Below are 16,676 nucleotides of genomic sequence, written 5' to 3' on the forward strand. Positions count from 1 at the left end.
CGGAAGCGATGAGCGACTACATCGTCATAGGCCTGAACGGGGAGCCATATGCGCTCCCCTTGGCGGACATTCAGGAAATCATCAAGCGTCAGCCGGTAACCGAAGTGCCTTGCGATAAACCGTACGTAAAGGGCATTATGAACTTGCGCGGCAGAATCGTTCCCGTCATTGGGCTCGGCGACCGCATCGGCATGCCGGAAGCGGAAGCGAGCCCGGCCTCGCGAATCGTCGTTGTCAGCGCGGAAGACGGAGACATCGGCGTATGCGTCGACGTGGTCGAGCAAGTCGCGTCGCTGGAAGAAGTGTTGCCTCCGACGACGGAGCAGACGGGCGGCGTATCGCGCGGCTATTTGTCGGGCATAGGGAAGCTGAACGGGCGGCTCATCGGCGTTCTGGATCTTAAGGCGGTACTTGGGCAGAAGGAGGTTAGGTAAGATGGACTCATTCGCATCAACCTATTTAAGCGTGTTTCTGGACGAACTGGAGGAACAGCTACAGACGCTGGACCACGCGATTCTCGAGCTTGAGAACGGCGGAGAAGGAGATACGGTTCAGCGTATTTTCCGAGCTGCGCACACGCTGAAGGGTTCATCTGCCGCGATGGGCTTCACTGCGATAAAGGACGTAACGCACAAAGTAGAAAGCGTGTTCGATCTGTTGCGCCAAGGGCGGTTAACGGTCAGCGGTCCGTTGATCGACACGCTGTTCCGATGCATCGATGACTTGAAGAAGCAGAAAGAAGCGTTAAAAGTCGGCCAAGTCGACGATAAGGCCGATCCCGGTTTAATGGACGCGTTGGAGAAAATTTTGGCAGGCAAGCCGCTTGACGACGAGGGCGGCGAATCCGGAGCAGAACCCGAAACCGCGGCGCCTAACAATGCCATCGGCAATGAGACGACGGACGAAGCGGAGTTGTCCGAATCGTCGCCTGGCATTCGCTGGCGGCAGGGCGAACTGGAAGAAATGGCGAAGAAGAGACGGGAGAACGTTCCGCTTCATATGGTGTCCGTTACGCTGGCGAAGGAAGCGGATATGCCGACCGTGCGAGGAATGCTCGTGCATCGAGCGTTGAGCGAGACGGGAGAAGTGTTGGCCATCCACCCGCCGCTGAACGAGTGGGATAATGAGGAACTGTTGGTGTCGGCGCCGATTTCGTTCGTTGTCGCGTCCGAGCGAAGCGCTTCCGAAATCGAAGGCAATGTGCTGCAACTGTCCCAGCTTTCCGAAGCAAGGGTTGCCGCGATAGATGATCTGCTCGCATCCCCTGTCAACGAGCTGCCGCTCGATAGCGGAACAACCGTTCCGGCAAGCGAGGAGACTGAGATCCATATGCCGGAGGCGCCAAGCGAGGCAAAGGAGAAGCCGGAAGCTGTTGCAGGCGTAGAGGGTAAAGTTCAAGTTCAGCAGACGGTCAGAGTAGATGTCAAAAGGTTGGAGCATTTGTTAAACTTAGTCGGCGAACTGATCATCGACAATACCCGGCTTCAAGAAGTTCGCAAGAGGCTTGACACTCGAGGCTCTCAGCAGGAAGAAGGCGCCCTGTTGGGTGAAGTTGCCGATCATCTGAACAGAGTCATCGCCGAGTTGCAGGAGGGGATGATGAAGACGCGGATGCTTCCGATCGAACAGTTGTTCAACCGGTTTCCGCGCCTTGTTCGGGATTTGTCGCAGCAGGCGGGCAAAGAAATTCATTTTACGATTGAAGGCAAAGAAACGGAACTAGATCGTACGCTTATCGAAGAAATCAGCGATCCGTTGATTCATATTTTGCGCAACGCGGCGGATCACGGACTGGAAGCGCCCGAGACGCGGGAACGTCTGGGTAAGCCTCGCAAGGGCAATCTCCGACTGCAGGCGATGCATCAGGAGAATGCCATTGTCATCCGGGTGACGGACGACGGTCGCGGTATCGATGCCCGTAAAATCAAGCAAAAGGCGCTGGAACGCGGCGATATCAGCCAGGAAGAAGCGGCTCGCATGTCGGACAAGGAAGCGATCGGGCTGATCTTCCGTTCGGGCATGTCGACGGCGGAAAAGGTGACCGAGCTGTCCGGACGCGGCGTTGGCATGGACATTGTCAGAACGCAGATCGAGAAGCTTAACGGCTTGATCGATATTGATACCGAGCTCGGTCAAGGAACGATCATCTCGATTAAGCTCCCGTTGACATTGGCGATTACAAGATCGCTGCTAGTCGAACTTGGCAAACATACGCTTGCGATTCCGCTCGTACACGTGCTGGAAACGTTCCAGCTATCGAACGCGTCGATTCAGCGTGTACACGGCAAAGAAGTGTGCACCGTACGCGGGGACATTTATCCTCTCGTCAGATTGCACGACAGGTTGGGCACGGAACCTCGCGCCGATGGCAAAGGTTACGCTGTCATGATCGGCGCGGCGGAGAAGCGGGTTTGCCTTTACGTCGACAAGCTCGTGGCGAACCAGGAAATCGTCATGAAGCCGTTGTCCGCTTACGTAGGGCAAGTGCCGTACATATCGGGCTGCTCGATACTGGGCAACGGTTCCATCTCGCTTATTCTGGACGTCAATTCGGTCATGCGCGATTCGGGCACGGCGAAGGATAGCAAGACGGACGAAGCGGCATTAAGTCAATCGAGCAGGGTGACTAAACGGGTTACTTTCTCGCTCGGCGACCAGCAATATGCGCTCGATATTAACCAGGTGAAAGAAATTATTCGCGTGCCGGCAATGTCTCAAGTCGGTATGGCGAACTCGGAAGTGCTTGGCGTCTTTAGCTTGCGGGATTCGCTGTTGCCGGTATTCGACCTGTCGAGATATTTGGGCCATCACGAAGCGGAAATCGGGGAAGACTCGAGAATTATCGTGATGAAAGGGACGGCAGACGGGCATATTGGCGTGCTCGTCGACTCCGTGGCGGAAGTGTTCAATATGCCGGAGAACGAAGTGGAACCGACGCCATCGAGCATCGGCAGCGAAGTTTCGAGATACATCCGGGGTATCCACAAGAAGGGCGACAATCTTACGTTTTTGCTGCAGGCGGATGCACTCCTTGATGCGGTCGGATGCACTGCATAAGCCTGTTTGTCATGATACACGAGGAGGATTAGGCTTTGATACAGCTAGGCGAAGAGAGATCGAAACAGTTGCAATACATCGGAATCGAAGAAGCGGATTTGGCATACATGAAAGAGAAAACTTCCTTGTTCGATACCATTACGAATATAGTCGTGGACGAGCTGTATGAGCGCATTACCACGCAGCCTGAGCTGCAGGCGATCATTGAGAAGCACAGTACGCTGGAACGGCTGAAAGAGACGCAGCGTTGGTACTTTCGGTCGTTGACGTCGGGCGTCATCGACGAACCCTTTTTCGAAAAAAGGCTATACATCGGTAAACTGCACTCGAAAATCGGTTTGACGACGCAATGGTACTTAGGTACGTATGTGTTATATCTCGATATCGCGACATCGCATCTGAAAAGGGCGATTCCCGATGAATGGCTTAAAGTGTCTTATACGCTCACAAAATTGTTTAATCTTGATTCGCAAATCGTTCTCGAAGCTTACGAGCAGGATGAAAAAGCGAAAGTTGAGCAACTGGCGGCGGATCGACAACGGATGTTGACTAAAGTCAGCGGAGTCGTGCAGGAGCTTTCCTCGATGATGGTGCAACTGAACGCTAGCAGCAATTCGGTCGCTACCAGCGCTTCGCATACCGCGAACGTTCAGGAAACGTCGCACGCCAAAGTGGGGGAACTGTCGAAAAGCATCGACGAAATTCATGAACTCGGCTCGACGATGCGGGAAATATCCGATCAGACGCATCTGATCGGCCTAAACGCCGCGCTCGAAGCGGCTCGCGCGGGTGAAGCCGGACTCGGCTTTGAAGTCGTTGCCAACGAGATTCGCAAGTTAGCGACGCATTCCAAGCAATCGCTCGTTACGATTCAGACGAAGCTGAAGGAAATTCGCTCCTCGCTCGAAGAAGTAAAACAAGGAAGCGAAGAGACGGTCCGCTACTCGCGTCAGCAAGCGGCCAGTTCGCAAGAGTTGTCGTCGTTCGTGCACATGATCGATACGGTAGCCGCAGAATTGAACGGGCTGCTGGAAGAGTAGAGCAACCGCTCGAAATAACGCGAACAGGGACTGTCCTCGCCATCCATGATGGCAGGGACAGTCCCTGTTCGTTCGTTAGCAGATTACTTCGCTGCGTCGTAGATTGCGCCGACTGCGTTCCAGTCGACGACGTTCCAGAACGCCGCAATGTAGTCAGGACGTTTATTTTGGTATTTCAAGTAGTAAGCATGCTCCCATACGTCGAGTCCGAGCAGCGGCGTGTCGCCTTCCATGATCGGGCTGTCTTGGTTAGGCAGGCTGTATACTTTCAGCTTGCCGTCTTTGCCCAGCGCGAGCCAAGCCCAGCCGGAGCCAAAGCGCGTAGCGCCTGCAGCAGCGAAAGTTTCTTTGAACTTATCGAAGCCGCCAAGTTCGCTATCGATCGCAGCAGCGAGAGCGCCTGTCGGAGCTCCGCCTGCGTTAGGAGCGATCGTTTTCCAGAACAGGCTGTGATTCGCGTGTCCGCCGCCATTGTTGCGAACGGCCGTACGGATCGCTTCCGGAACTGCGTTCAGGTCTGCGATCAGATCTTCAACGCTTTTGCTTTCCAGCTCAGGAGCGGATTTCAAAGCGTTGTTCAAGTTCGTTACATAAGCATTGTGGTGGCGTCCGTGATGGATTTCCATCGTTGCCGTGTCGATGTGGGGCTCGAGCGCGTTTGTCGCGTAAGGAAGTGCCGGTAATTCATGTGCCATAATATTACCTCCCAAATGTATGTTTGCTGATTATGTAGCTCCAGCGATAGCTGACGTTGCTCACGACTATTATCCCTCATATTCCCGAGTAAATCAACATTGATGTATAAAAAGTCGAAGTCGCCCGGACATTGCTATTTTGCCAAATCGCTGGTCGATTATTCGCCATGAATTACGGAATCTTACGAAATTCCGGCAAAAACTGCAGTAAATACTCTATAATCGTCGAAAATAAAGCGTTTTCATCGCGTTTTCTGTCGTTTTTGCGAAAAAATTTATGTTTTTTTAATAAAAAAGCTAGAAATTTCGCAAAATTGTCGTAAAATTAAGAGACTGTTAATTCGTTATCTGTTTGTAAAAGTCACGGTTCGGGGGATATCAGCATGCAGATTCGTTCTTTCCAATTGTCAGACTACAGGGCGGTTGCGCAACTTCTGGAAGAAGTGTTGTCGGAGGAATGCTGCGAGGAGACAATGGGCGCGTTTGCCCGTCAGTTGTCGTGGGACAGCGAACTTGTGCTTATTGCGGAGAAGGAAGACGAAATCGTCGGCGTATTGATCGGGACGATCGATCAGTCCAAAGGTTACGTGTACCGCATAGCCGTTCAAGAGGCGTTCAGGATGCAAGGGGTCGGGCGGGCGCTCGTATCGACGATGGACAAGCGTTTCCGACAACGCAAAGTGATGAAAGTGCTCATCGCGAAGGACAAACATAACGAATTGCTGAAACCTTTCTATGATTCGCTAGGGTTGAAGCCGAGCGATTTTGTGATTCCGGCGCAGCCGTTGTCGATTGTTGCAGGTTAATGGCATAAATAGGAAAATAGTAAAAGTTGAACTATCCCAAAGGCATATCGATCGTCATTGATTTTGGCGGTCAGATATGCTTTTCTTATAATATCGAACGTAAGCTGCTCATGAAGAATAAACAGCGTTAATATATGGATAGACGGAGGCTAAGGGGGATAACTGTGCCGGAAAGCCCGTACGCGGAGTGCGTCATTAAAAGCTTCAAACATAACGGATCTGTACACCGGGTATGGCTAGAAAATTGGCTTGTTCCAGCAGGGAAGCTTCATCCCCGCCACGCGCACGAAGATGTATGGGTGCTTCTGAACGATCACACGGCTATCGTCGAAGCGGACGGCAAGGAATGGGTCAGTCGCGTACCGGCCGTCTCTTTTTTCATGCCGGACCGCTGGTACAATGTCGTAGCGTTGATCGAGGATAAAGGCATACGCTACTATTGCAATCTGGCTTCCCCGCCTTACCGTTACGGCAATGTGATTACTTATATCGATTACGATTTGGACGTATCGTTCATGCCGGACGGGACGGTCGTTGAACTTGATCGTGACGAATTTTTTAAGCATAAGGAAATGTTCAGGTACGGCGAAGACGTTGAAGCCCGCGTGGAGGCGGCACTTCTTGAGTTAAGGGGCGCGATCGCGGACAGGGCGGTTCCGTTCGGAGACGAAGTCGTTTACGGCTATTATGAAGAGTGGAAAAATACGAATCGAAATCGAACGGATACGGCGGAAAGGAGCGGGCGCTCATGAAACAGCAATCGGAGCCAATCGCGCCTTCCGGAGGCAGAAGGCGCTCCTCTCGTAAATCGGCAATGGTCGGCTGGCGCAAAGAATTATGGGACTGGACGAGGGCGCTTGTTGTGGCCGCGGCAATCGTCTTGCTGTTGCAGGCGTATGTTTTTCAGCTATCAACCGTCAAGAAAATATCGATGGAACCGACGCTCCATGAGAACGAGTGGCTGTTCGTCAACAAAATTTCGCTGGAGTTCGGCAGCGTTAAACGCGGAGACATTGTCGTACTGAAGGATCCAAGCGACGGCCCGGAACATAAAGATTATTTGGTGAAGCGCGTCATAGGGATGCCGGGCGACACGCTCGAAATTCGCGCGGGGGAGCTTTACTTGAACGGTGAACTGACAGTCGAACCTTATACCGACGTGAAAATCGAAGACGGAGATTACGGTCCGACGACGGTTAGCCCGGGACATTATTTCGTGATGGGGGACAACCGCCACGAGCGGGCCAGCCGGGACAGCCGCGCGTTTAACGAGGTGCCCAAATCGATGATTAAAGGAAGAGCGGACTTGATTATCTGGCCGATCAGCCGTTGGACGAAGCTGTGAGCGAAGCTGGCGTAACTCGCGATGCCGCATTCTGGCGTCGCCTGAAAGAAGAGATGGTTTCAGCCGCTGCCTCTCTTGGCATAGACAAGCTGAGAGTCGCATCGGCAGAACCGTTCGCGGAATTACGGGAAAGGCTTGTTCGGCACCGGGAGCTCGGATATGAATCGGGCTTCGAAGAACCGGATCTGGATTTGCGCACAGACCCGGCTCTTCTTATGCCAGGCGTTCGCTCCATTATTGCGATCGCCGTCGCTTACCCATCGAAGCTGCAAGGGGCGCCGGTCTCCGAGCCCGGCAAACGACGGGGCATTCTATCCCGTTCCGCCTGGGGTGAGGATTATCACCAGGCGTTGAGACATAGGCTAGCGAAGCTTGACGAGTGGATTAAGGCGCGGGTTCCCGAGGCGACCACGATGTCAATGGTGGATACGGGCGCATTGTCGGATCGCGCTGTCGCGGAGAGGGCCGGCATTGGCTGGAGCGGCAAAAATTGCTCCGTTATTACGCCGGAGCTTGGCTCGTGGGTGTACCTGGGGGAGATGTTGACGGACTTGCCGCTGCCCGCAGACGGAGGCATAGCTGAGGGGTGCGGCGACTGCACGATCTGCATCGACGCCTGCCCGACCGGCGCGCTCGTCGGTCCGGGGCAGTTGAACGCGCAGCTATGCATATCCTATGTCACGCAGACGAAAGAAACGGTAGACGAGAAAATGATGGAGAAAATCGGCAATCGGTTATACGGTTGCGATACGTGTCAGATCGTCTGCCCGGTCAATCGGAAAATCGACGTGAGGCGTCACGCGGAGCTGATCCCTGATCCCGAAGTGGCCAAGCCGCTGCTTCGTCCCCTATTGAAGATGGGCAATCGCGAGTTTCGCGAGATGTTCGGATACACTTCAGCCGCGTGGCGGGGACGCAAGCCGATTCAACGCAATGCGTTGATCGCTCTAGGTAATTTCAAGGATAAGGAATCGGTGCCGGACGTGGCGAGGGTGCTGATCGAGGATCCAAGGCCGGCGCTTCGTTCAACCGCAGCCTGGGCGCTCGGCAAAATCGGCGGCGAAGAGGCGGAACGCTCGCTATCCGACGCACTTGCCACGGAAACCGACGTAGAAGTCGTAGATTCGATTGGCAAAGCGTTGAAGCGGGTGTGATTATTTCCGAGGAAATGAGAGTAATTTCACCTTTCCGCTGTTACTTGGAATGCCGATTATGCCGAAATATCGTATAGTGGGTGTTCAAAAAACCTCGTAAAGGGCGGTTCGAACCGACTGAAAACCTAAGGCAGGAGTGTCCAGCGATGAAATTAGTCGATATCGAGACGGTCGAAACCGGGCAAACGTTAGGGAAAACGATCTTCTCCTCGAACGGGACGGTATTGCTGTCCAAGGGCGTTCAATTAACGGTATATATGATTAGCACATTAAAGCGTCTCGGAGTGACGACGGTTTATTTGGACGATCCGCTGTACCAGGATATCCCGGAAGACGAAGTGTTGAACGAAGAGACGAAGAGAGCCGTCATTCATTTGATGTCGGAAACGTTCGAATCGTTGCGTTCGGGCAAAGCGTTTAATACGAAAGCGGTCAGCCAGACCGTCGACGAAATGCTTGACGATATTTTGAAAAACCAGAATATGCTCGTTCATTTGTCGGATATTCGGACAGAAGACAACGCGATGTTCGTGCATGCGATGAATGTATGTATGGTTTCCTCCTTAATCGGTCTGAACATAGGTCTTAACATGATTCAACTGAAGGAACTAGCCATCGGTGCGCTTCTGCATGATATCGGCAAAGTCGGTGCACCCGAAGCGCAGGAAGGCCGCATGCATCATGCTTGGCGCGGATTTGAACTGATCAAGAACAAGCGCGAATACAGTCTGTTGATCGCGCACGTCGCATTCCAGCACCACGAGTGGATCGATGGCAGCGGAGCCCCGAGAGGGCTGAACGGGGAAGATATCCATACGTATGCGAAAATCGTGGCCGTTGCGAACGTCTATGACAACCTCGTCTACGGAGCGGATGGTGAGGGCCCGCTCATGCCGCACATCGCGTGCGAGCAGCTCAATGCCATGTCGGGTACGCGCCTGGACCATGAAGTGCTGACGCAGTTTATGCGTATCGTCTCGATCTACCCGAACGGGATTTCCGTCAAGTTGTCCACTCGGCAGACGGGCGTTGTTGTCGGGCAGCATCGGGGATTGCCAGGACGGCCGATCGTGCGCATAATCGACAAAGAAGGCGACGAGGCGGTAGGCTTCAGCGAACTGGACTTGGCGCAGCATCCGACGGTGTTTATCGAAGCTGTATTAACATAAAGCTGATGAAACCTGACGAATTGTTTTCGTTTGCGAACTGCAGTTCGGCCATGCTATCATAGGACGACAGCCCTGCTCATTGCGCATTGAGGCATGAACGGGGCTTTATGCTGAACGTGGAGGCGGTTAGGTTATGTGGTCCTACATTATCCCGATATTGACGCTGATCGTCGGGTTGATTCTTGGTTTTGTCGTCGGCGTATTCTACTTGCGCAACCAAATGACGAAGATGCAAAACAACCCGGAAATGCTGCAGAAGATGGCGAAGCAGATGGGTTACAACATGAATAGCCAACAAATCGCGCAAGCGCAAAAAATGATGAAAAACGGCGAGGGCGGCCAAAAGCCGAATTCGGGCGGAAAAGACAGGAACAATCCGCGGTTCCGTAGATAGCGAGGAGGAAGTCCCTTGGCTGGAGCGAAAGATTACAGCAACAACCAGGTAGGCAACAATCGCGAGCAAATCGAGCATCATGTGAAGGAAATTTTGAAGTTGATCGGCGAGAACGTCGAACGGGAAGGCTTGCTGGAAACTCCTGCGCGCGTGACCCGGATGTACGAAGAAATTTTCGCCGGTTACAGTGTAGATCCGCGAGACGTGCTCGGCGTCACGTTTGACGAGCAGCACGAGGAACTTGTTATTGTGAAAGACATCGTCTATTACAGCCAGTGCGAGCACCATATGGCGCCTTTCTTCGGGAAGGCCCACATCGGATATATTCCGAGCGGCAAAATCGCCGGACTGAGCAAGCTCGCGCGGCTTGTCGAAGCGATCACGCGGAGACTGCAAGTGCAAGAGAGAATTACGTCGCAGATTGCGGACATTCTCGAAGAAGTGCTGAAGCCTAACGGCGTCATGGTCGTCGTGGAAGGCGAGCATTTGTGCATGTGCGCGCGCGGCGTCAAGAAGCCCGGCAGCAAGACGGTCACTTCCGCCGTTCGCGGACAGTTCCGTCAAAGCTCCGCGCTTCGCTCCGAATTTCTGGAGCTGCTTAAGCGATAAGATCTATTAGGAAAACCGCCTCAGCAACGATCGTCGTTGCCGGGGCGGTTTTTTTTCATATCAAGAAGTTAAGACTCGTTGTTCGAGACAGAACGAGCCGGAGAAAGTTGCTTGAGATTACTTTAGTGGACAAAAGACCATAATAAGTCGGCTAAATCCGCCATGTCGGATAAATGGGGATAAGATTATGATGAGGGTTATGAAGATGATTACAAACGTTCATATATGGAGGAATAATAATGTCTAACCCCGCTAAACTTCGCCTTGGCCTCATCGGGGCGGGCAATATCGGCAACGTACATCTGCAAGGGTTCGGCCAATTGCAAGACGAGTGCGAGTTCGTCGCGATTACCGATGCGTATCTCCCGCTTGCGGAACAACGCGCTGCCCATTACGGCATTCCTGTCGTCAGCCCTACGCCCGAGGCGCTAATCGCTCGCGACGACGTTGATGCGGTTATCGTGGCCGTGCCGAACATGGCTCACGCATCTTTGACGATTGCTGCGCTGGAGAGCGGCAAACATGTGCTGGTTGAGAAACCGATGGGCCTTGACTCCGCTGCTGCAAAAGAAATCGTTCGCGCGCAGCAACGTTATGGCAAGACGGTCATGGTTGGCCACCAAATGCGCTGGGAGCCGCTTTCCTTGCAAGTTAAGGAACAAATCGACCGCGGGGAGCTCGGCAAGATCTATTCGGCTAAAACGGGCTGGTACCGCCGTAAAGGCATCCCGGGCTGGGGGACGTGGTTTACTCGTTATGAACAATCCGGAGGAGGCCCATTGATTGATATCGGCGTTCATATGTTGGATCTTGCGTTTTTCCTGATGGGCGATCCTAAGCCGGTTGCTGTATATGGTTCCACATACGCCGAATTCGGTCCCCGCAAGAAAGGCATCGGCACGTGGGGCAAGCCGGACTGGAACGGCGTCTACGATGTAGAAGACTTTGCGACGGCCATCATCAAAATGGAAGACGGAACGTCTTTGACGCTCGAAGTGAGCTGGGCGGTGCATATGGACACGGACAATTCCCCGTTCGTTCATCTGATGGGCTCTGACGGCGGCGCCGTCATCCGCGGCAACGAAGGCAAGTTCCTGACGGAAAAGTTCGACCGCACAGTCGACGTTACTTTGACGCCCCCGGAAGGGGACGAAGGCTCCCGCATTCGTCTGAGCCGCCACTTCTTGCATTGCATCAGAACGGGCGAAACGCCGTGGACGTCTGCGGAAACAGGGCTTCGTAGCAATTTGATCATCGACGCGATTTATGAATCTTCCCGCACCGGCAGCGAAGTTAAGCTCGACTGGAGCTTATAAAATTACATTTCCGCAACCGAAGAGCCGTTCCCCATCTCGTTGGATGAAGGAACGGCTCTTTTAGTGTGTGGAATAGGCCATTTGGTGTTGAAATTGATTTAATTCCTAGTATAATACTAGGTATATTGGCATGACGGAGTGGCAAAAGGAGCGAGGCCGATGCAACATAGCGAACGGTCGCATAACGCGTACGCAAGCAAGTGGATGGACGATCATCTGGATTTGTACAACGCGGCGCTGCTTCTTGGCGATGTCGAATGGCAAGAACGGCTGCTGAAGACAATGGCAGACAAAAACCGATTAATCGCCAAAGAACTTCGGCTTATCGCGCACGCAGAGATGCTCCGAAATTTCGAAAGTCTGAATCACGATTTAATGAAGCTGTACGAACAAATGCGCCTGTCGAACGACAACAATGAGCTTTTGGCGCTAAGGGATCGCATTTGGGAGCTTCGGGCGCATCGCATGGACGTCTACAAGAAACTGCTCGCCGTCTCGCTCCCGCCGAATGAAAGCCGTCCCTCGAACGCATAACACTTCAAAGAGCAGTAGCTTAATAAGGAACCCATCGGAGCGTTTGCGCTTTGGCGTAACGCTCTTCGACATATGGCCAGTTGACGACGTTCCACCAATCTTTGATGTAGGCGGTTCTATCGTTCTGATGTTTTAAGTAATAGGCATGTTCCCAGACATCGAGGGGGAGCAGAGGGACAACATCCCATTGCGACAAGTTCTGGTGCTTCTCGGCAGTAAGAATTTCGAGTCGATGGCTGCGCGGGCTCCAGACGAGAATCGCCCATCCGCCTCCTTCGACTTTTGCTGCCGCCTCTGAAAATTGCTTTTTGAACGCATCGTAACTGCCGAAGCTCCGTTCAATTTCCCCCAGCAATTTTCCTTTCGGTTTGCCTCCGCCTTTAGGTGACATGACATCCCAGAACAGCGTATGAAGATAATGTCCGGCTCCGTTAAACGCGAGTTCCCTTTCCCAATGCTTTACTAGGTCGAAATCCCCGGATTTTCTCGCCTCCTCCAGTTTGAGCTCGGCTTTGTTTAATCCGTCTACATAGCTTTGGTGATGGATATCGTGGTGAATGCGCATCGTTTTCTCATCAATATAAGGCTCCAGCGCTTTGTAGGGATATGGCAGTGGGGGGAGGCGGTGCCCACCGATCGGAACGGCATTGGTTGGAGAGTCGCCTGTCGAAGCAGCGTTGCCGCCTGCAGATGCCATCCAGTTACCGTTCGGCCGTTCCTCCGTGCGATCGCTTCCGTCTGCGGGCTCCGGTCCGTCACCGAGCCCTGGAGAGACGTTGTCCGTGATGTAAGACAGATAAGGGTCCTCCCCTGTCCCCGGGAAGGCAACTGCACCGGATCGGCTCAGGACGTCAGGCAGACTGCCGGCGAATTCGGTTTGGCGCGTAATGGTGACGAGAACAAGCTTGGAGCGTTGCAAGCGGTGAAGGATGCTTTTCTGTTCGGTCAATCTTTGCAATTGCCCGGTGAACTCTCGCGTTTGGTCGAAAGAAGCGTCCAGCAGCTTCGGCAGCGTATCGGCCAATTCCGGGGAAGCTGCTCTGGATGTATCTTCCTTGACGTAATCTTTGACGGACTGGGCGTAATCGTGCGTTTGCGCGAAAATGTTTTCCCAACGAAGAAGCCAATCCGAATAGGTCGTTCCAAGCTCAGGTACGATCGACCGCAACGCTGCGGCGTGTTCTTTCTCCTGCGACTTCCAGATCGCGATCTCATCAAGAAGAATAAGCGGCGAGATAGTTCCGTAGAAAGACGGCATAACGAATAACCTCCCCATGATCGGCCGGCCGAAGGCACCGTTCCGATGACCTCGTACCAAACGTATGCATAGGGAGGTGAATTCATGACATTTAGACAGGGTAGAAGGCGGCCGACGTTGAGAGTTCGGCTTTGGCCAGTGCGACTTGATGAACACTTGCGAGAAAATCTTCCGTTCTTTGAATATACTCTTTGGTATGAGTCCGATAGATCATCTCATGAATAGCCCCAGGGACGATCCATGATCGAGACAGCGCATTGGTCTGAGACTGGGCGACTCGTTCGGAAATGCCGACCGGCGCTTTGTCGTCCGAAGTGCCATGAATGAGAAAGATCGGGAAATCGTATGCCGTGTTTTGGAGGCGGTCGGACGGGATTTGCTCCAAACGGCTCCCGCTCATCAACGGAAAAAACATTTCGATCAATGAGACGGAAGGAAACTTCGGCACATGGAATCGTTGGCTAATGTTGGCGTATAGCGTACTGCTGTCGGCGATAAACGTGCTATCCAGAATCATGGCATCCACAGGCACGCCTTGCAGGGCGACTTGAAGCGCCGTGCCGGCTCCCATGGAGAATCCCCAGACGACAACTTCGTCGCTTCCTTGAGCGCGTGCGAACTGAATCGCCCCGGCCAATTGGCGGGATTCGGAAACGCCGCCGGTAGCGGCGGCGCGGTGATCGGCGCTTGCGAAGCCATAGTCGAACATGAGGACATTATAGTCGTTGCGGTGCAACAGCTCGGCGAGATCGTACATTGGCACCCACAGCTCTTCCCGGTTGGCGCCGAATCCGTGACTGAGGACGACTGTGCGGCGGCTGTCGTCCGCCGAAGGAATCCACCAGCCGTTGACAAGCGAATGGCCGTCCGAACTCGGGAAAGTCACGTCGGAATAGGAGAGTTGTTTGGCCAGCATCGGGTTGGAACCGAGAGATACGATTGGTGGATGGGATAAGAGCCAAGCGGCGTAGCCGTGCAACGCGATGAAAGCAATCGCAATTAGGCAGCAAAGCGCGATAAGCGCGCGAACTGCGATTCTCCCAAGCTTATAAACGCTTCGGCGAACGAGCGGCTGGTCGGCAACGGGAATAACCGGCGCGGAACCGTTCAAGGAAAAAGACGTCGATAACGTTGTCATGGGGATTCGCCTCGCTTTGCGTCGTATTGCTAACCTGTAAATGTATCGTAGATCGATAGACCTAGAGCGTCAATGCGACTTGGCGACTTGTAAGAGAGCCGTAATCAAATCGTAATAAAGCGCTTCCAACATTTACGGGATTGCCATTTTGCGTTATACTGAGCGTAACGCAGTTTCATAGCGTGAAACATGTTGGGAAGGGGCGTCACGGCGATGGAAGAGGAGAAAAAAACGGTCAGAGCGGTCGAGCGGGCGCTCGATGTATTGCTTTGCTTCGTTTCCGGACACGAGTGGGGATTAACGGAAATTGCCGGCCTTGTCGGTTTGCATAAAAGTACCGTGTTTCGTCTACTGGCGACTCTGGAGGAGAAAGGGTTCGTTATCAGGGATGCGGCTACGGAGAAATACAGGCTTGGCTTAAGCGTGCTTGAGCTGTCGGCCAACCTTTCGCGTTCCGACGACCCGTCCGTCGTGTTGCTGCCCGAAATGGAGCGTCTAAGAGACCAGTTGAATGAGACGATCAGCCTATATGTGAGGGATCGTGGGGAGCGCGTCAGAATACAGGCGGTGCAAAGCACGCAGGCGATCCGTAGGGTAGCTACGGTAGGAGCGCGCCTGCCGCTGTTCGTAGGTGCATCCAGCAAAGTGCTGCTGGCATTCGCGGACGCGGGTGTGAGGGGGACAATTCTGGCCGATCCCGCATGGCCTGCGCAATTGGATCGCGAGTCGTTCGGGAAACAGCTCGACGACATTATGCGTGTAGGTTACGCGACTAGTTACGAGGAGCGCGAGCCGGGTGCGGCGGCCGTCGCGGCGCCGATCTTTAACCGGTCCGGCAAACTGGTCGCGGCGCTTGCCGTGTCCGGCCCGTCTAACCGACTGACACCGGACCTCATGCACAAATACGCGCCGGCCATCATCGAGTCCGCTCACCGGATGGGAACGATGCTCGGATGATTCGATTGCGAATGGAGAACGGTGGAAGATTGAACGTTTATGAGCAACGAAGAGGGCTTTCCTGGTCATCGGCGATGACGTTGGAAAGCCCTCTTTTTGAGCTGCATTACGTTTTCGGTGCGAGTTTTTTCAAGAAATCTACCGCTTCCTGAAGCTTTGAGATTTTGACGAGTTTGAGATCAAGTTTCAAGTCTTTGACCGTCTTCTCAGCGAGATCCCAGTTGGAGGAGTTTTTGTCGTTAAACGGGACGAGGAAGTAGTCTGCCTTCTCCCTCTCGGCAGCCATCAACTTATAGTTGATACCGCCGATGAGCCCCACGGTGCCGTCAGCGCTGATCGTGCCCGTACCGGCGATCTTGTAGCCTCGCGTCAGGTCTTCTCCGGTTAGCTGCGCGATAATTTCGAGCGTCATCATCAATCCCGCCGACGGGCCGCCGGTATCGGCGAAGTCGAATTTGACCGGATCTGGCGGCGTAACTTTTAAAACAGGTTGGTTGATGAATCCGATGCCTATGCGATTATCGGACATTTTAATAAGGGGGACCGTCGTCTTGAATGTATCTGTGCCGCGCGTTCCTTCCAGCACGACGTTGTCCCCGACTTTTTTCGTCTGCAAGTAATCGGACAGCGTTTTGACTGTCAACGTTTCTTTACCATCTACTTTTGTGATGATATCTCCCTCTTGGAGCCCATTGCTCCGGGCCTGGGATTCGGCGAGCAGGCTATACACGATGACACCTTGCTCTTTCACGTCGATCGGCTTATTCATGGCTGCATAAGCGGCGATCAGAGCATTCGCTTCGGAGCTGTCACGCATCCAGGCGAGCAGGTTACGGTAGGCTTTCAAGTTCGTCGCGCCCCCCGTCGCTTCGGCGACAGGTTTGACTTCCATGCGCTTGTTAATGCGGGCATAAATAACGGAGAAAATATTCGGGTTGGAGTAAGTAGACACCGTTGTGAACATCAGCTCACCCTTCTCGTCAAGCTTATGTCCCGTCTCGACCCGGGTATGGACGGATTCCGCCGTTCCTGCGCCGTAAAGCATGTAAGGCAGTGGTTTCATATACGCAATAATAAACAGAACGATAATTACGCCGATCAGAATGGACGGCCAATATCGCCGCAACCAATGGGACTGCGTGTTTTTCATTTGCATCCGAGAAATCCTCCAATTGCTTATGGCCTGTTGCCGCGATGAGTTCGT

17 protein-coding genes are annotated in these 16,676 nt (G+C 53.4%); 13 read left to right on the top strand and 4 right to left on the bottom strand.

From position 1 onward, the window contains the following. The first annotated feature begins 8 nt into the window (after nucleotides 1–8). Genes ACFPOF_RS17485 through ACFPOF_RS17495 form a run of 3 tightly spaced genes read left to right on the top strand, consistent with a single transcriptional unit; the run spans nucleotide 9 to nucleotide 4,097 of the window. Nucleotides 9–434, top strand: a complete 426-nt coding sequence (locus tag ACFPOF_RS17485) for a chemotaxis protein CheW (protein ID WP_378134915.1) — start codon at nucleotides 9–11, stop codon at nucleotides 432–434. A 1-nt stretch (nucleotide 435) separates the two neighbouring features. Further along, a complete protein-coding gene (locus tag ACFPOF_RS17490) occupies nucleotides 436–3,057 on the top strand; it encodes a chemotaxis protein CheW (protein WP_378134917.1) in 2,622 nt (873 codons plus the stop codon). Between the two features lie 35 nt (nucleotides 3,058–3,092). Beyond that, complete coding sequence (locus ACFPOF_RS17495; protein ID WP_378134919.1) at nucleotides 3,093–4,097, top strand: protoglobin domain-containing protein; 1,005 nt, start codon at nucleotides 3,093–3,095, stop codon at nucleotides 4,095–4,097. Nucleotides 4,098–4,180: 83 nt separating this feature from the next. Here the strand turns inward: ACFPOF_RS17495 and ACFPOF_RS17500 are convergent, their stop codons facing one another. Then, nucleotides 4,181–4,792, bottom strand: coding sequence for a superoxide dismutase (locus ACFPOF_RS17500; protein WP_378134921.1), 612 nt, complete (start codon nucleotides 4,790–4,792; stop codon nucleotides 4,181–4,183). A 383-nt stretch (nucleotides 4,793–5,175) separates the two neighbouring features. Here ACFPOF_RS17500 and ACFPOF_RS17505 point away from each other — a divergent pair, with 383 nt between their 5' ends. From ACFPOF_RS17505 to ACFPOF_RS17545, 9 genes are all read left to right on the top strand, one after another. Then, nucleotides 5,176–5,598: a GNAT family N-acetyltransferase gene (locus tag ACFPOF_RS17505; protein WP_378134923.1), complete on the top strand. Its 423-nt coding sequence runs from the start codon at nucleotides 5,176–5,178 to the stop codon at nucleotides 5,596–5,598. A 164-nt stretch (nucleotides 5,599–5,762) separates the two neighbouring features. Then, a complete protein-coding gene (locus ACFPOF_RS17510) occupies nucleotides 5,763–6,350 on the top strand; it encodes a DUF402 domain-containing protein (protein ID WP_378134925.1) in 588 nt (195 codons plus the stop codon). After that, nucleotides 6,347–6,943, top strand: a complete 597-nt coding sequence (gene lepB / locus ACFPOF_RS17515) for a signal peptidase I (RefSeq protein WP_378134927.1) — start codon at nucleotides 6,347–6,349, stop codon at nucleotides 6,941–6,943. The genes ACFPOF_RS17510 and lepB overlap by 4 nt, the downstream gene beginning before the upstream one ends. Before the next feature lie 53 nt (nucleotides 6,944–6,996). Further along, nucleotides 6,997–8,097 carry a tRNA epoxyqueuosine(34) reductase QueG gene (gene queG, locus ACFPOF_RS17520; protein WP_378136023.1) on the top strand — a complete coding sequence of 367 codons (1,101 nt, stop codon included), beginning with the start codon at nucleotides 6,997–6,999 and terminating at the stop codon, nucleotides 8,095–8,097. 146 nt (nucleotides 8,098–8,243) lie between these two features. Next, nucleotides 8,244–9,266, top strand: coding sequence for an HD-GYP domain-containing protein (locus tag ACFPOF_RS17525; protein ID WP_378134929.1), 1,023 nt, complete (start codon nucleotides 8,244–8,246; stop codon nucleotides 9,264–9,266). A gap of 133 nt (nucleotides 9,267–9,399) precedes the next feature. Next, nucleotides 9,400–9,660: a YneF family protein gene (locus ACFPOF_RS17530; protein ID WP_378134931.1), complete on the top strand. Its 261-nt coding sequence runs from the start codon at nucleotides 9,400–9,402 to the stop codon at nucleotides 9,658–9,660. Between the two features lie 15 nt (nucleotides 9,661–9,675). Further along, nucleotides 9,676–10,269 carry a GTP cyclohydrolase I FolE gene (folE, locus tag ACFPOF_RS17535; protein WP_378134933.1) on the top strand — a complete coding sequence of 198 codons (594 nt, stop codon included), beginning with the start codon at nucleotides 9,676–9,678 and terminating at the stop codon, nucleotides 10,267–10,269. Between the two features lie 239 nt (nucleotides 10,270–10,508). After that, a complete protein-coding gene (locus tag ACFPOF_RS17540) occupies nucleotides 10,509–11,585 on the top strand; it encodes a Gfo/Idh/MocA family protein (protein WP_378134935.1) in 1,077 nt (358 codons plus the stop codon). Between the two features lie 159 nt (nucleotides 11,586–11,744). After that, a complete protein-coding gene (locus ACFPOF_RS17545) occupies nucleotides 11,745–12,119 on the top strand; it encodes a hypothetical protein (RefSeq protein ID WP_378134937.1) in 375 nt (124 codons plus the stop codon). A gap of 19 nt (nucleotides 12,120–12,138) precedes the next feature. Here the strand turns inward: ACFPOF_RS17545 and ACFPOF_RS17550 are convergent, their stop codons facing one another. Then, nucleotides 12,139–13,377 carry a Fe-Mn family superoxide dismutase gene (locus ACFPOF_RS17550; protein WP_378134939.1) on the bottom strand — a complete coding sequence of 413 codons (1,239 nt, stop codon included), beginning with the start codon at nucleotides 13,375–13,377 and terminating at the stop codon, nucleotides 12,139–12,141. A 91-nt stretch (nucleotides 13,378–13,468) separates the two neighbouring features. Continuing rightward, nucleotides 13,469–14,515 carry an alpha/beta hydrolase gene (locus tag ACFPOF_RS17555; protein WP_378134941.1) on the bottom strand — a complete coding sequence of 349 codons (1,047 nt, stop codon included), beginning with the start codon at nucleotides 14,513–14,515 and terminating at the stop codon, nucleotides 13,469–13,471. Nucleotides 14,516–14,728: 213 nt separating this feature from the next. Between ACFPOF_RS17555 and ACFPOF_RS17560 the strand changes: the two genes are divergently transcribed. Further along, nucleotides 14,729–15,472: an IclR family transcriptional regulator gene (locus ACFPOF_RS17560; protein ID WP_378134943.1), complete on the top strand. Its 744-nt coding sequence runs from the start codon at nucleotides 14,729–14,731 to the stop codon at nucleotides 15,470–15,472. A 106-nt stretch (nucleotides 15,473–15,578) separates the two neighbouring features. Here ACFPOF_RS17560 and ACFPOF_RS17565 read toward each other — a convergent pair whose 3' ends face one another. Next, the gene (locus ACFPOF_RS17565; RefSeq protein WP_378134945.1) at nucleotides 15,579–16,628 is read right to left on the bottom strand and encodes a YlbL family protein; all 1,050 of its coding nucleotides are present in this window, start codon (nucleotides 16,626–16,628) and stop codon (nucleotides 15,579–15,581) included. Between the last annotated feature and the right edge of the window lie 48 nt (nucleotides 16,629–16,676).

It is taken from the genome of Cohnella soli (assembly GCF_042655525.1).
GTDB lineage: Bacteria > Bacillota > Bacilli > Paenibacillales > Paenibacillaceae > Cohnella > Cohnella soli.